At 46.3% G+C, this 15055-nt stretch carries 14 protein-coding genes; 13 read left to right on the top strand and 1 reads right to left on the bottom strand.

Annotated features, from left to right (window positions below; translation table 11 throughout):
- The first annotated feature begins 134 nt into the window (after window positions 1–134).
- The 9 genes from ACCI49_RS13835 to terL all read left to right on the top strand — a co-directional run bounded on the left by ACCI49_RS13835 (window position 135) and on the right by terL (window position 10678).
- Window positions 135–1298, top strand: a complete 1164-nt coding sequence (locus tag ACCI49_RS13835) for a hypothetical protein (RefSeq protein WP_371839610.1) — start codon at window positions 135–137, stop codon at window positions 1296–1298.
- A gap of 1 nt (window position 1299) precedes the next feature.
- On the top strand, window positions 1300–4542 hold the full coding sequence (locus tag ACCI49_RS13840; RefSeq protein WP_371839611.1) for a hypothetical protein: 3243 nt from the start codon (window positions 1300–1302) through the stop codon (window positions 4540–4542).
- 11 nt (window positions 4543–4553) lie between these two features.
- Window positions 4554–7079 carry a phage tail fiber domain-containing protein gene (locus ACCI49_RS13845; protein ID WP_371839612.1) on the top strand — a complete coding sequence of 842 codons (2526 nt, stop codon included), beginning with the start codon at window positions 4554–4556 and terminating at the stop codon, window positions 7077–7079.
- The gene (locus tag ACCI49_RS13850) at window positions 7076–8140 is read left to right on the top strand and encodes a hypothetical protein (protein WP_371839613.1); all 1065 of its coding nucleotides are present in this window, start codon (window positions 7076–7078) and stop codon (window positions 8138–8140) included. The genes ACCI49_RS13845 and ACCI49_RS13850 overlap by 4 nt, the downstream gene beginning before the upstream one ends.
- Window positions 8141–8147: 7 nt before the next feature.
- Window positions 8148–8378, top strand: coding sequence for a hypothetical protein (locus ACCI49_RS13855; RefSeq protein ID WP_371839614.1), 231 nt, complete (start codon window positions 8148–8150; stop codon window positions 8376–8378).
- On the top strand, window positions 8362–8526 hold the full coding sequence (locus ACCI49_RS13860; protein WP_371839615.1) for a hypothetical protein: 165 nt from the start codon (window positions 8362–8364) through the stop codon (window positions 8524–8526). The genes ACCI49_RS13855 and ACCI49_RS13860 overlap by 17 nt, the downstream gene beginning before the upstream one ends.
- Before the next feature lie 82 nt (window positions 8527–8608).
- Window positions 8609–8740 (top strand): HNH endonuclease, encoded by a 132-nt coding sequence (locus ACCI49_RS13865; protein WP_371839669.1) that lies wholly within the window; start codon window positions 8609–8611, stop codon window positions 8738–8740.
- Window positions 8737–8955 carry a DNA packaging protein gene (locus ACCI49_RS13870; RefSeq protein WP_371839616.1) on the top strand — a complete coding sequence of 73 codons (219 nt, stop codon included), beginning with the start codon at window positions 8737–8739 and terminating at the stop codon, window positions 8953–8955. The genes ACCI49_RS13865 and ACCI49_RS13870 overlap by 4 nt, the downstream gene beginning before the upstream one ends.
- A gap of 7 nt (window positions 8956–8962) precedes the next feature.
- Window positions 8963–10678, top strand: coding sequence for a phage terminase large subunit (terL, locus tag ACCI49_RS13875; protein ID WP_371839617.1), 1716 nt, complete (start codon window positions 8963–8965; stop codon window positions 10676–10678).
- An 81-nt stretch (window positions 10679–10759) separates the two neighbouring features.
- On the opposite strand, the gene ACCI49_RS13880 is transcribed toward terL, so the two are convergent.
- Window positions 10760–12199 (bottom strand): KAP family P-loop NTPase fold protein, encoded by a 1440-nt coding sequence (locus ACCI49_RS13880; RefSeq protein WP_371839619.1) that lies wholly within the window; start codon window positions 12197–12199, stop codon window positions 10760–10762.
- Between the two features lie 408 nt (window positions 12200–12607).
- On the opposite strand from ACCI49_RS13880, the gene ACCI49_RS13885 reads away from it, so the two are divergent.
- The 4 genes from ACCI49_RS13885 (at window position 12608) to ACCI49_RS13900 (ending at window position 15040) form a co-directional block, all read left to right on the top strand.
- On the top strand, window positions 12608–12748 hold the full coding sequence (locus tag ACCI49_RS13885) for a hypothetical protein (RefSeq protein ID WP_371839620.1): 141 nt from the start codon (window positions 12608–12610) through the stop codon (window positions 12746–12748).
- A gap of 498 nt (window positions 12749–13246) precedes the next feature.
- Window positions 13247–14020, top strand: coding sequence for a hypothetical protein (locus ACCI49_RS13890; protein WP_371839621.1), 774 nt, complete (start codon window positions 13247–13249; stop codon window positions 14018–14020).
- Window positions 14021–14294: 274 nt separating this feature from the next.
- Window positions 14295–14849: a hypothetical protein gene (locus tag ACCI49_RS13895; RefSeq protein ID WP_371839622.1), complete on the top strand. Its 555-nt coding sequence runs from the start codon at window positions 14295–14297 to the stop codon at window positions 14847–14849.
- A 2-nt stretch (window positions 14850–14851) separates the two neighbouring features.
- On the top strand, window positions 14852–15040 hold the full coding sequence (locus ACCI49_RS13900; RefSeq protein WP_371839623.1) for a hypothetical protein: 189 nt from the start codon (window positions 14852–14854) through the stop codon (window positions 15038–15040).
- The last annotated feature ends 15 nt before the right edge of the window (window positions 15041–15055 follow it).

Here is a 15055-nt window from a genome sequence, read left to right on the forward strand (position 1 = left end):
TTCACGGATGGAGAGGAAGCGACAACCACCGATCAGAGCGCTGCTTGATCAGACTGGCTAAACACCAGAATTGACAATAACTCGTTGCAGCTCAGCAGTGGGATAAGGGCGAGGGGACACTTAAGGGAGATACCTTGAGACTCGCTTACAACCACTTCCTAAGACAGGGTGATGTGGGCATGAAGACTTTCTTCAATGCCTTGAAAAAGAATGGCGAGCGCTACAAGCCCCTGGACCAAGTCTTCTCAGGTGGGTTCGCAGCATTTGATGAGAATACAAGCAACTCTGAAGAGCTGGCTCCTATCACTAAGCAGATGCTCCAGGTTTTACCAATGGCCATGGAAACCGGCTATGTAGGGATGTTGCCTGATGACACTAGGCGCAAAGTCCTTGCTTTTAATGAGCATCAGCTTCTTGATGAAACACCTCTCCAAGCTCTCCAGCGAATCAATAGCACAGACCTCACCCAACCCGCTCCAAAAGTAATGTGGGGAAAAGATGCCATCGCTGACCGAGATGAGTTCTTAGGGAAGAAATTTGGTGAAGGTTGGTTCAGCTGGTCCAAAGACCTGGATGGGGATTTCAATAGTAAGCCTGTGATTGGCCTGATTGAGCGTGAAACCTCTTATCTCATGCAGATGGGGGTGTCTCAAGACCGCGCTTTAGAGATGGCTTATAACAAAATTGACAATGAATTCACGCAGGTAGGCGGGGTAGCCATTCGTAAAGATGAGGTTATTCGCTTCCAGCAGGAAACAGGCAGAGCCCCTGAAGTTGCTTTTCAGTTCCTGCGGGAGAGTTATGCCAAACAGATGCAAACTGATGGGGTAGAGGTGGGGCCAGAGGATATTGCTCTCTTCTATAACCCGACTGATAACAACATCCTCGCTATAAACCGAAAGACTGCAATGATTGCTCGGCCTCTTATAGCTGGTGATGTGCCGATTGCAAACCTCTACGACTTCGGGAAACCAGAAGTAGCGGCCCAGATGAATGAGCATGAATACACCCGAGCGCTCGCCGAGCATGATGCCGGTGGGGCGGGAAGGCGGGCAGCCATAGCTTTCAATGAGAGCTTTGTTAAACCTACAAAGGCAGTTGCTGGTGCTCTGGGAGGAGCTGTGAAGCCGGTGATAAATACTGTTACCGGTGGGATTAAGAAGTCAGGACTCTCCCATAGTATCGCTGCAAAGCAGGCCGAAATTGAAAGTGATATTAGGATGAATGTGGATGCAGCTGTAGTTGAGCGGAAGAAGCGCGAACTACAAGAGCTGCAACGAAAATTAGAAGAGACTTAAAGTGGAGTTGGTAGGACATGAGATAGTCTCTGATGCAATCGCGAAGCAGAGACAGAAAGATTCGTTAAGTATTAACCAAAGCCCTACCTTACTTACCCCAGAGCAAGAGCAGTCCCTTGAAGCATCTAAGCCCGCTGAGCAAAATTCAGTGGGCTTTTTTGAGGCTTTTGGTACGGCAGCTGAGCTGGATTGGACACACAACAGACTAGCGCGCTGGGGTGAGTTAGAGGGGTATGAGGAGAGGAGTGATTTCACACTCTCCCAAGACGATTTTCATAGGCTCGGAGAGGGCCTACAAGATGAGCATAAGGCTAGTTTGGTAGAGGCGACTAGTCTGCAACATGCTGAGTCTATGCGTGAAGAATTACTAGCTGCTCAAAAGCTAGAGCATATCTTAATACAGAGCGACAACGCCCTGTCAGCAAGAATCCTTGCAAATCTCATTGACCCCACTTCATTAGTAGCCGGGACGCTCACTGGGGGCGTCGGCGCTGCTGCAATGTGGGGCTCCCGTGTAGGTAGGGTTAAGAGAGCGGTTACTGCTGGCGCGATAACTGCTGGTGAAGTAGCGACTGTAGAGGGCCTAGTGAATGCAGTAGACCCTTTAATGGATGATGAGGATGTTCTTCTCGCTACAGCTACAGCAGGCAGCTTTGGAGGACTTATAGGTTCCCTTGGGAGGGTTTCTCCAGACCTCTCTACTGCCTATGCAAAAGTTGCCAGGGAAGTGGAGGCAAAACAGTTAAAAGAAGCCGGTGACTTTACTCAAGAAGGTAGGAGAAGGTTTGAAGATGTTGAGCAACCCCTGGATTTAGATAACCCCGGACATGACTCAACGACAGCTGCTACGACTCCCACCGAAATCGCCGCTTCAGAGAGGGTTGATTTGGCCTCTAACGGGCATGAGTACAGTGATAAGGCATTCGGCACAAAAGTGAACTACACGATTGGTTCGCTAATGGCTGGTTCTGATAATTCACTGCTACGCCACTGGTCAAGCAAGTTGGTAGATATATCAACCGGTTGGGCAAAGCGGGGAACGACTTCAGCAAGGTCTGCCAGCGGTTGGAAGAGGCATCAGCAAAGTAGCTTTGAGTTACAGATAGCCAAGGCTGAACACACCCACTTCAACGCCTGGAAGAAGGAACATGGCTTTGGCGCTATGAAGGAGACCCAAGCCCGCAATAAATTCTACCGGGATGTTTCTGATTACATTGAAGGCGTGGGAGGTGACTATCACCCAGCTGTTAAAGCCGTGGGGGATGTTCATGCCCGGATTTATAGAGAGCTTGGAGAGCTTCAACAGAACCCCTTGAAACGTGAGGGTGGTCGTGGTGCAGCTGTACGTGGGGCAGAGAACTTTGAGGTTAATGCGAAATACCTTCCTCATGTTTATGACGATATGCGGATTGAGCGTATGGGCAGAGGAAAGGCTCAGGAGCTACTGGCAAAAGGGATTGTTGGTGTCAGTGAAGATGTTGCTCAGCGTATCGCAAAGAATGTAGTGAAGATTATTACCTCCAGACGATACCAAACTGCTGGGCAGGATTGGAGGAAGTGGTTTGAAATGGATGCGGAGGACTTCCGATACCACTTGGAAGAGGCTGGTATTGATGGCAGGACCATTGATGAGTTGGCTAAAGACCTGGAGTTAAGCGCAAACAGGAAGGAAGGTAAGGGCGGAAAAGACTCAGCCTGGAAGCAGCGGATAGCCTTGGATATGAATGCGCGCCTGGATGACGGCACAGCGATTACTGAGCTTTTCCAGCGTAATGCAGATGTTTTACTCCGCTCCTATATGAACCGTCAGCTGGGTAAAGTGGCACTGGCAAGGCATGGTCTTGTTGGGGACTCAGAGGTAGCAGCTCTCCGCAAAAGATTGGAAGAACAGTACCACGCGGTAGGAGCCACTGGTAAGCGTACTGATTGGCGCATGAAAGCCGAGATGGATGCCTTTCAAAAATCCCTGAACCACATCTTAGGAATACCCAATCACGATGGCCAAAGCCTCTTAGCAACCACATCACGACTAGGGCGAAAAATGGCCTTTGGTAATGTGATGGGGATGGTTGGATTTGCTCAGATAGCTGAGATTGGCAACGTGGTAGCTACCATGGGCTTTAAAGGCTTCTTCAAGTCGATACCAGAATGGAAAAGCATTCTGCTCAGAGCCCGTAATGGTGAGCTAGATAATGACCTTGCGGCTGAACTGGAGGAGTTTACCGGCGGTTATGGTTCACAAGCCTTCCTTACTAGGGCTACTAACTACGACCCAGAAATAATGGATTCCATTGGCGACGGTTGGTTAGGCAAGGTTGAGAGAGGTCTGGACAAGGCTAATCGCGGGGTAGCTACTGTCTCAGGGATGAACCTGATTACCACATTTAGCCAGCGGCTGGTTGTTAAGGGGCAGGTGGATAGGGTCTGGAAAGAGATTCACGGTAATAAACTGGCTCTGTCTGAACGGCAGTTAAGGGAATACGGTATAACCCCAGAAGACTTTGATGCGATCAAGCATGAGATGAAGAGACATGCCAAGGGTGCCGAGAATGTCCATAAGCTGAACTGGGAGAGTTGGGAGCCGGAAGTAGCAGAAAGCTTTGCAACGCTGTTACGAAAGTGGGGCGAGCGTTCTGTCCAAGTCAATGACATAGGAGACTTACTCCCATTTGATTCGCCCCTTTCCAAGATTCTTCTCCAGTTCCGTACCTTTGTTATCTCAGCCCACTCAAAGCAGCTGCTAAACACCGCCAACCAGTTAAGAGACGGTGATATAGGGTTTGGCGTTACAAAGATGTTGTACGGCTCTTTATTTGCCTCACTGGGTTATATAGCCCGGACCCATACAGCTGCTGTTGGTAGGCCAGATAGAGAGGACTACCTAAAAGAAAAGCTCTCCAATGAAGAGATAATTAAAGCTGGTTTCGCCAGAGCTAGTTGGGCAGCGCTGTTGCCAGCCTTTGCTGATACTGGTGCAGACTTCTTTGGCGATCCTCTATTTAACCAGCGTTATACCGGACTGGAAAACTCCTTGCTAAACCCTATGCAGTCACCAGCAGGTGCTTGGGCGACTAATGCTGTAAAGCTTGCAAGCTCAATTGGTGAGGCGGCAGTAAGTGAAGATAAGGAGATTTCGGAAAAAGATTTAATGACATTGAAGAGGTTAATGATTATGCAGAATGCTCCATTCATTGATGGGATGTTGAGGAATCTAGTTGATAACACACCTCTTCCTGATGAATAAAAAAGGAATCAATGAACCAATTTTATGCACGTAATGAGTACCCTAACTTTACAGGTAAGGGGCCTCTCAGTATCTCATTTGATTACCTAGACCGAGAGCATATCTTCTGTGAAGTAGATGGCGTTCAAGTTCCATTTTCATGGCTCAGCAGCACCACAGTAGAGCTGGATGATGCTGTCCAAAATGCGTTTGTAATGGTGCGGCGTATTACTCCAGTACAGAACCGTATTGTTGATTTTGAGAACGCCACAATTCTTACTGAGAATGACCTGGATACATCTGCCTTACAGGTATTCCATGTTGCGCAGGAAGCAATTGACCTTACGCATGATATTGTTTCCCTCACCTCAGACCGCTCCATTGATATGTTGGGGCGCTACATATACAACCTCTCGGATGGTGTTAATCCCGGTGACGCAGTAAACAAAGCTCAATTGGATGCTAAGGATTTACTCTTCCAGCAATACCTAGGCGAGATACGAGATAAGTACGACACTATCAATACGTGGTATGACACAGTGGAGTCTGATACTGCGTATGTGGCAGATGTAAAAACCGCGATAGATGCAATTCATAGCAATATACAGTCTATTGAGACTGATTTGTTGTCTATTCAGAGTGATGTAACTAGCAAGAAGCAAGATACGGTTAATGCTGCTGCGCAAGCTGCAAGCGATAAGCAGGCTGTTGCGGGTTACAAAGCAGACATTGAGCAAATTAAAGATGATGCTGACTCTCTAAGCGGGCAAGTTGCTTCTGACCGCTCTGCGGTAGCTTCTGACCGGGCCCATGTTGACCAGCAAGTTGGGGCTGTAGAAGGGTTTAAGGACGATGCTAATGCAGCTAAAAGCGCAGCCGAATCTGCTAAGAATGCAGTAGATGCTGCTGAGAACCGCGTAGCTGTGATGGAGGAAAATGTCAGCCAAATGCAGTTTGCGCTGACTAATGACCCAATTCCACTGGGAGAGTGGTCTTCCACAGATATCCCCTCAGTCCCTGACGATACAGATAAGTCCTGGTTTTATCATGTGACCATTGACGGTGACATTGATGGCGTTACATACAATGCCGGTGATGAAATTTATTGGAGTGTTGGGGACCAAACTTGGTATAGAGTCCCAAGAGGTGCGCGAGTTCGTAGTATCAATGGTCAGGATGGTGATGTAGATATTACGATAGGAGGCTTGAGAGGACTCTCTTCAAGTACTAACTCCACTCTACATGCGGTTTTAACGGTAGGTGATGGGGGTGCAATTAAGCTCGGCAATGCTAGGTACCTACAAGCTGAAGATAGCTCGGGTACTAGCCATAACATTCTGGGGATGCGCTCAACCGACTCTGTATTGGTTGGAGTAACAGCAGCGCGTATGACGTTGCAAGGAAGCGCAGTTGACTTTCAGGATGGTACTGAGACACATAAGGTATGGCATTCAGGAAATGATGGTGCTGGTAGTGGTCTTGATGCCGATAAGCTCGGCGGGAAGTCTAGCTCATCATACGCGCTGTTATCCGGCGCTGCCTTTACAGGCCCTGTGAGTGTTGCCGGCGGCCTTAGCACAAACGACTCATACAACATTAGTGGTTACGATGTTACGGCACGCAACAATCTACTCACCGCTGCTGGCAGCCTCTATACCGGTTCTGATAACAAACACGCCCTACAGGGTAATGACTCTTGGCTACGGTTGAATCCAGCAGGCGCTTTTACTTCAGGTATTTACTGCGGTATGAGTCTTCTGCGTACTGATGGAGCCCTTCAAATTGGAAGTGGGGGCGCCACGTTCAACTGTAACTCAAGTGCCTTTACTTACAAGGGCAGTACAGTTTGGCACTCAGGAAATTTCAATCCTAGCAATTACCTGGGGAAGACTGCTAGGGCTGCTGATTCCAGTAAATTGGCTGGATTACCCTTATGGACAAGCGGTAATAATTATGGTGTTGTCGTATGGACCCAGACTAATGGTGTCACCTCAATTGGAAGATACCTTGATTTCCATAGTGCGAGTGATACAGACACAGACTCCCTTGACTGGAGGATATACCTAACATCCACAAGTGCGAATTCTGCTCTAGGGTTTTTGAATGATGCTGGATCACTTCGTTTTGAATTTTTAGATTCAGGTGAATTTAGGGCTGATGGTAATGTTATTGGTTATTACTCTGATGAACGTCTAAAAGATGTGGTTGGGGGTGTTGAGGGTCTATCCGCAATCAGGCAGTGGAAGCCTATTACTTACTACGGTAGCAAGGATGGTGAACGCCTCTCCAATGGGGCTATCAAGTCCGATAGGTTGGAGATAGGTCTGAGCGCTCAGAGTGTACAGATAACAAATCCGGAGCTAATCCATCCAGCACCTTTTGATTGGGATTCAGAAAAACAGAAGTCAATCAGTGGTAACGACTATAAGACCCTCGACTATCCGAGAGTTTCAGCGGTCCTGGTTGCGGCCCTGCAAGAGCTTGATAAACAGGTTCAGGAATTGTCCCGCCCCTGGTATGTGAAGGTGTGGCAGTGGGTTAGGAGGCTGTTTAAATGACTACACCCTCTGGGCAAATAGGATTCTCGCATTTGAGTGTGGAGATAGGAGCAGCATCCACTTCACAACGCTCACTTAATGACAGTTCTGTGCGTATTTTGGCTGGTAAGTCTTCAGGCCAAATTGGGCTTGGTGACTGCCGGGGAAAGTCTTGGTATGCGTACACAACGGCAATGACGGACTGGGCTTCCCGCCGTTCACACACATATTTTGGAGGCACTGCCAATGCTTACCATAGGATATATTTCAATACTGATGGGACTATTACAACCAATGGAACCTTGAATTCCGGTTCCTCCCGCTGGGTGTCTCAAACAGGAACACCCGGAAATGACTTTGATATTCGGGTAAATGTAACATCCAATGGTACTGGTAGTGAGTTTTCCAATGGGATAGCCGCTAACACATGGTATAGGTTGGATGCCCAGAGGTATTTTGAGCATTATGTTTCCAGAACTACAAACGGTAGTACGACAGGAGAGAGTAAGTTCAAAGTTGAGCTGCGGTGGCGGGGGGATAACTCTATCAAGGATACCGCAACCTTTACTTTGAATACCACGGCAATTAGATCCTCTGACGTTGATCCTGATCCAGGCTGCTTATGGACTGGTTATGAAATTGAAACCAAAAGTGGTTTCAAAAAACTAAAAGACCTTGTTATTGGTGATGTAGTCAAATCTTATATTATTCATGGTCTGCCTGATGAATCCTCTCAAAGACGCTGGGAAGAATGGCAGGCGTCTGAATTGTCTGGTGATCTTTCGTGGTCTGTTGTAAAGCATTTAGAAATCACTGAAGAGCGTATGCACATGGAGGTTAATGCAGCTAAGTGCTCTCTATCCCACCCATTTTTTATTGAGCGAAATGGATTATACGGGTTCTGCCGTGCTCTGTATTTGAAGGCTGGTGATAAGCTTCTAAAAGACGATCTAACATGGGATTCTCTGATACACATCCGGCTAGTTAAAGAGCCCTTGGAAGTATTGATGCTGGATGTTGAGGAAACTGATACCTATATTGCCGGTGGTTATGTAAACCATAACGGAGTCCATAAACCCTAACGAATAAATGAAAGAGTTTTTCCAAGCCACCACCTCTGCTACGACAGTGGGGGTAGGTGGGGCTATTGTTCTGGGCGTTAAAGTTGCTGATTGGGCACTTATGCTTGGAATATTAACGGGTGTATTAAACCTATTAATTATTATCCCCACGATTTTGAAAATATATTACCCGAAAATTAAAGGGGTGTTTAAGAGGAATAAAAGTAATAACTATGAGTGTAATGACGAAAGTAATTAAAGATACCTTCTTTGCCTTTATGTCAGAGAAGATTCTAAAACGGTTGATTATCCGCGCTTTACGTGAGCTTGCTAAGCGCACTGAAACTGATATTGATGACAAAGTTGTTGAGGACATGGCTGAGACCCTGAATGTCAAAGGAGCGTGATTACAAAGAAGAATACGCTCGTTACCATTCAAAACCTGAGCAAGTACGTCGCAGGTCGGAGCGGAACAAGTCGCGTAGGCTGATGATTAAATTGAAAGGGAAGAAAGCCGTGCAGGGTAAAGATGTAGACCATAAAGATAGAAACCCTGCTAATAGGGCTCCAAGCAATCTCCGCATCCAGTCTAAGAAAGAGAATAGGGGACGTAATAAGTGAGCGCATTACAGGAGCTGCTAGAGCAGCTTCACGGTGAGGCCGCTAAGACTCTGTTAGAGCGGCTTAAAGGCGGCAAGGCAACAGCTGCTGAAATTGCACAGGCAATTAACCTGCTGAAGCACAATGGCATCCAGTGTGATTCCAAACCTGGAAGTATTCTGGATGAGATTTCAAAGGACTTGGAGAACTACCAAGCCGGTAACACAATAAATTAGGAGTTAGATGGCACATGAAGTAGAGAAGCGGCTACGAGACGATTTTCTATTCTTTCTCTACCTGATTTGGAAACATCTAAATCTACCCAATCCAACAAGACTACAGAATGATATTGCGAGGGCGCTGAGTAATTCCCCTAAGCGCCTTATCATTCAAGCTTTCCGAGGGTGTGGTAAATCATTCATTACTTCAGCTTTTGTTGTATGGATGCTCTACCGCGACCCTCAACTTAAAATCATGGTTGTGTCTGCATCTAAGGAAAGGGCAGACGCATTCTCGCAGTTTACAAAACGTCTTATAGGTGAGGTTCCCTGGCTCCAACATTTGCGAGCAAAGACCAATCAAAGGGACTCGCTAATTGCTTTTGATGTGGGGCCTGCAAGGGTTGACCACTCACCATCCGTTAAGTCTGTTGGTATCACCGGCCAGCTGACTGGTTCCCGCGCCGACATAATCATTGCAGATGACGTTGAGGTACTGAACAACTCCGCAACCCAGACCGCTCAAGACAAACTAAGTGAGTTGGTGAAGGAGTTTGATGCGATTCTCAAGCCGTATGACTCGGCCTTGATGGAGTTTGAGCCTAAGATCCTATTCCTAGGAACGCCTCAGCATGAGATGAGCCTGTATAGCAAGCTACCTGAACGTGGCTATAAGACTAAGATTTGGCCTGCTTTGTATCCAAAGAATCTGGAGAGATACAAAGGGGCTCTGGCAAAGCTCATTGTTGATGACTTAGAGCGGGACCCAAGCCTTGTAGACCAGCCAACAGACCCTCAGCGGTTCACCAAAATGGACCTGGATGAGCGTTTGGCATCCTATGGTAAGGCCGGTTTCGCCCTTCAATTCATGCTTGACACAACTTTGAGTGATGCTGAGAAGTATCCGCTCAAGGTGGCTGACTTAATCGTGTCTGACATTATGCCAGTCAAGGCTCCTGTAGAATTCAGCTTGATGCGGCATGGCGACAGGATTGTTGATGTACCTAATGTCGCTTTGACAGGTGATTACTATTACCACCCAGACTGGGTTAGTGATGAGCGCCTGGATTATGAGTATAAATTACTTGTAATTGACCCTTCAGGCCGTGGTAAGGACTTGACAGGGGTTGTGGTGCTTTATTTCCTCAGGGGATACATCTTCCTAGCCGAAGCAAGGGGATTTAAAGAGGGCTATGCAAAGCCAACGCTCAGGTCTATTGCTCAGATGGCTAAGCGTCATGGAGTCCATACAGTGCTTGTGGAAGATAACTTTGGTGATGGGATGTTCACCGAGCTTCTGAGGCCAGTCCTGTACGACAGCTACGCATGTGGTGTGGAAGAGACAAAATCACAAGGGCAGAAAGAAAGGCGAATCATTGATTGCCTGGAGCCTGTAATGATGCAGCACAGGCTTGTAGTAACACCTTCAGTGATTGAGAGGGACTACGAGAACAACAAGAGTGAGATTCGCTATAGTCTGTTTTATCAGATGACCAGAATCACGTATGAGAAGGGAAGCCTCGTACATGATGACCTTATTGACCCTCTCGCAATGGGGGTCAAGTTCTTTACAGACCGTATGGCAGTTGACACTGCAAAGGTGAGTAGGGAGCACAGAGAGCAGGCTATTGATGACCTGCTGAATAATGTAGAGAAGTTTATGAGTGCTGGTAGTACCGTTGTGTCCACAGTGGACGCCTCAGGAGTCACTGTCAGCCGTCCGACTGGATACGTCCAGTAAGCCGCTTAAGATAAGTTGAAGGTGCCTGTAGAGCCTGTGAGGGGCTTTGCAGGCATTTTTCATTATAAGGATTAATTTGGATTAATTCATTCGCAATTTTTGAATTAATGCCACCCTCTTAGCAATTGTTTCCTTTAATCTAGGGTTATGCCTTCCATGCCTTAAACTTCCCGCGTGATCAAGTATTATGCCTATTATACCTTTCATCTCAATAATATCAGTTTCAACGTGCTGCTTTTCCCAAAAAGATATGCATTCTTTATATGTATCTGCATTCTCTTCAAAATTTATTAAAGTGCCAATAGTAGTTGCGATTGAATGAGGCGAACTCATCTTATATATGGATTCAATTGAATCACCTAAGAGATACTCAGCTATCTCATTTGGTGTACAGGTGCCATTTAAATATCGCTTATATAGATTCTCATTCTGTTGCCTAAGGAAAAGCATAACTATAAGCAGTTCAATCTCTGAGTGATTATAGAGACTGGATGCCTTAATGATAAGTGTTAAGCGGCTAACAGTTTTATTTATATCTCTAAGAGAGTAGGAGAAACGCTCGCACAGCCATTCTAGGATAACCTCTACATAACCAAGGTCAGCTCTTGCGGGTAGTTTACTGTAAAAATCATTTAATCCTGATTTGATGGTAGCTGCCTCAATATATTGAGAGCAATTGGGCTCAGCAAGCTGATACTCAATATCAAAGAATCTACCTAGATAAGAATGTCCGTCAAAATCATTTCCATAAACACCTTTAATACTCTTGCCAAGCTGTTCACGATTTACCGCAATGACAAACACTACACGCTTTAAATTAAATAAGTGCTTTATTCTCTCTAGTAACTCAATGGCAAATGTTGGTCTACAGCGATCTAGTTCATCTATGAAGATAATTAGGTTTTGCTGTCCCTTCGGCAAAGCGGAAACAACTTCATTTAGGTTCTGAGTGAAGAGGTCTAAGGAGGTCTTTTTTGACTGATATTCATCTACTACAGTTTCAGCACTATTTCCAACTGCATCAGCAATCACTTTTTCATATTCTTTACCAAGGTCAAGGGTATTAAGTGTCGCAAGTCTAGAGGCAATAGAAACGCCACTCTTAATTAGCGCAGGAGAAAATGCTTTCACCTTCTTCCACGCATCTTTGACCTTACTGCTGAAACTATTGTTCTTGTCGGACAGCCAGTCATCAAAACATGACAACAATGGTAGAAGGGGATCTTCCGCAAAATCATTCTCCCAAGCATTTAGATGTAAGCAGGCTTTAGACTTTGTTTTTTCTTTTAAATATTTCTGCCATAGCTCAATAAATGTTGTTTTTCCTCCACCCCATGGGCTATCAATCGCAAAAACAAGAGGTGCTTCAACAGTCTCCAGAAGCGGGGTTAGGTTTTCTACTTCCTCGCACCGCTTAAGCCGGTCACTATCAGGGCGCCACTCTTCATTAGCTATATCTAATTCCTTTATACGGAAAGGGAAGCTGCTCGTTTCTTGTTCAACCACGTCAGTTTCGCTCATAGAGATCCTTCTTACTTAACAATGTCCTTATTCGTATGGAGAGGGATTCTGTTCCTAGAGGACGATAGCGTCAAGCTGCCGGTTAGATCGTATAAGCCTCTTGTGTGTTTATTCCCACGCCAATTCCACTCCTCGCACCCCCCACTCTAAATGCTCTGAAACCCGCATGGTTACTAGGTTTGGAGTTTTGTTGCCCTAAGGCAATATTTTTTTCTTTTCGCCGATTCTTCGGGGTTTTGTTTTTTAAGGTTATAGGGGGCACTTTAAAGGGCTTATAAGGGCTTATAAGGGCTTATAAGGGTCTTTTAGTAACCACCACTACCAACAACCTAAAGAAAGAATATTTAAAGCTCTGAAAGGGTATCCCTGGAAGGGAGGGTTTTTCTATGAATTAAAAAGGTAATTCTAATGCTGATACTGTCTCATATTGGTTGTGTCGTGCTGGGTGTTCTTCTTGAGTATGGAGTAAGCAAACTAGGCTCAAGTAAATCCAGAAGCAGCCAGCACGACACTGCTACTGACTTGGAGGGCTTTAACGATGGTCCCTAGTCAGGAAGAGTTGAAGATGATGCACAATGGCTTGATGGGGGCCACCATATCGGATTCATGGTTATACATGAGGAAGATAATTCCCATCATTAAAGCCTCTCCAATCCCTCATAGTGATTACATTGTGGACGCTAAGGTTCACATGTTAATGCCCGGCCAATATCCCTGCATACCGAACTGGCACTTTGACCATGTACCTCGCAATGAGGCTGGCCAAATGGTCTTAGAAGACCGCGATCCGACACAGAAGATGTTTCTTTGGTTGTCTGGTCCGCCTTTCACGGAGTTTGCAGATGGACGGGAAGTAAGAGCAGGGGAGTGGACTGAATTTACTCAGTTTGACAGTCATCGCGGAGTGAAAAGTGAAGAGCACCAATGGAGGCTGCTTATCCGCTTAACTCCCGCCTTAATCCACCCGCACATCAGGCACGGCGAGAAATGTCTTAGAAGACACTCGCAAGTGTACCTGGACGCTGACAATTTCAAATGGTGATACCAATGCCAAATATACAAACCGCAACACCGCAACAAGAACTTACACTCCCCTCTATTAAGCTCCCTGTAAACAGCAACATAGTCTCCTTGACGCCCATGCAAGTGGATGGTTTTCCATCTGCAATTTGCGCTGCTCAGGACGGCTCAATCTGGGTTAGCCGGTTAGCGTTGAATCCAGCCAACATGAAATGGAGTCGTATAGAGCTGCCTACAGATGAGCCCAAAGAAAAGGAGCCGGAAACTCTTAGAGATCTTTTAGAAGGATTTCTACCAAAGCCTTACCGCTGGATTGCAAAGGACTTTAATGGTTACTGGTTCGCTTACTTGGAAGTTCCTCGTTGGCTTCCTCGGCACGGTCGTTGGCATGGTCGCTCAAGCTTCGTTAGGCTGAATAGCGATTCCGTTGAACGCCTGCCAGAGATACTTAAGCGGCGTCTGTCCAGGACTAGCTTGATAAGTCTGGACCGTAAGTTAATTGATCTTAACACCTTAACTGAAAGCACCCCCAAGCCAGCGCCTGTAAAGAAAACGCTCAGAGAAATTCTTGGAGCTCATCTCTTTGTGGGTCAGAAGTACATAGCAAAGGATGATTGCGATAACTGGCATAAGTATAAAGACCTGCCCACATACCGTGCGAAAACTGGTCAGTGGCAGGGTGATTGGGACTTCCTTTGTGATGACGATGAAGATGCTGTTGTGGCTAAGCTCCCGCAGAGCCTTCGCGATAAGGCACCTAAGGACAGTCTGGTTTCTCTTGATTCAGAGTGGGAGGTTTGAAAGCGGCCAGGAGCGATTTAAAACACCCTTTCAGGTCTACTAAGGCAATCCTGCTAAGGCATACTTAATCACGCTGAGAGAGGCTGATAGACGGCCTCAACAGCAATTTCCTTGAGCGTTCTTACCTAGAGATGTAGGTCGTTGTATTTATGCGTGGTAAACTGATTGCCGACTAAATTTTAATCTACTTTAGTTGGATAAGAGTCAGGACATACAACGGTCTCAGTAAATCTCTATTGAGGACCGCTCAGGGAAATTGCGATAAGGGAATGCAATGCAGGCAACTCATTTAGATGCTGAGAGGCGTTATGAACTTTACAGGTCTGAATCTAGGCAATATGCCCAGGCCGCACTTCCTCAAAAGTATAAAGGTGCTGTTAGCCTGAAAGGCATTGACCCTCGCTCCCTTGCCAGAGCAAAGGCTTGGGAAGCAAGTGAGAGACGTGAAGTAGACTGGAATTGGACTAAAGGCTACGAGGTCTACAGCCTCCGTTACCCTAAGCGCTTTGAACTTGCTATCTGGAAAGACGACATTCTATGTGGCCTGTCTATAGGTAGACCCTCTTACAATGGCTCACGTCTCCGACTGGATTTCACTGAGCGCGCACCTGACAACTGCCCGTTACGGGGGCAAGTGATGCAGATTAATTTACTTGCTGCGGAGTCTTACGCGCTGCGAATTGGTGCTAATGAGATGCGGATAATGCACCCATCTAACCAAGAGCTTGTGAATTACTACGCCCGTCATGGCTATAAGTATGTCAAAGGCACCATGGATTTTGATGATGCCCATGAACGCAATCCCCACTATCTCTATAAGAGGCTTTAATCATGAGTTCGGCTGAGAAGTCTCACACAGAGAAAATGAAAGACATCCAAGACAAGCTTAAAAAGCGGTCTGAAGAAATTTTTAAGGATGGTCCTGACTTTGATGAGCCCCAGTATACAGGCGACCCCTCCAAGGTCTTTGAGGAAGATGAGTCAGACAGTGATGACACAAACTCTAAACAATCATCCTGAGTGGTTGTAGGGTGT

Source organism: Microbulbifer epialgicus, assembly GCF_041447265.1.
Lineage (GTDB): Bacteria > Pseudomonadota > Gammaproteobacteria > Pseudomonadales > Cellvibrionaceae > Microbulbifer > Microbulbifer epialgicus.

Excerpts from the sequence above, each read along its gene's own strand:
- ACCI49_RS13845 (WP_371839612.1), top strand. The coding sequence starts at position 4,554 with ATGAACCAATTTTATGCACGTAATGAGTACCCTAACTTTACAGGTAAG.
- ACCI49_RS13850 (WP_371839613.1), top strand. The coding sequence starts at position 7,076 with ATGACTACACCCTCTGGGCAAATAGGATTCTCGCATTTGAGTGTGGAG.
- ACCI49_RS13855 (WP_371839614.1), top strand. The coding sequence starts at position 8,148 with ATGAAAGAGTTTTTCCAAGCCACCACCTCTGCTACGACAGTGGGGGTA.
- ACCI49_RS13860 (WP_371839615.1), top strand. The coding sequence starts at position 8,362 with ATGACGAAAGTAATTAAAGATACCTTCTTTGCCTTTATGTCAGAGAAG.
- ACCI49_RS13865 (WP_371839669.1), top strand. The coding sequence starts at position 8,609 with ATGATTAAATTGAAAGGGAAGAAAGCCGTGCAGGGTAAAGATGTAGAC.
- terL (WP_371839617.1), top strand. The coding sequence starts at position 8,963 with ATGGCACATGAAGTAGAGAAGCGGCTACGAGACGATTTTCTATTCTTT.
- ACCI49_RS13880 (WP_371839619.1), bottom strand. The coding sequence starts at position 12,199 with ATGAGCGAAACTGACGTGGTTGAACAAGAAACGAGCAGCTTCCCTTTC.
- ACCI49_RS13885 (WP_371839620.1), top strand. The coding sequence starts at position 12,608 with ATGCTGATACTGTCTCATATTGGTTGTGTCGTGCTGGGTGTTCTTCTT.
- ACCI49_RS13890 (WP_371839621.1), top strand. The coding sequence starts at position 13,247 with ATGCCAAATATACAAACCGCAACACCGCAACAAGAACTTACACTCCCC.
- ACCI49_RS13895 (WP_371839622.1), top strand. The coding sequence starts at position 14,295 with ATGCAGGCAACTCATTTAGATGCTGAGAGGCGTTATGAACTTTACAGG.
- ACCI49_RS13900 (WP_371839623.1), top strand. The coding sequence starts at position 14,852 with ATGAGTTCGGCTGAGAAGTCTCACACAGAGAAAATGAAAGACATCCAA.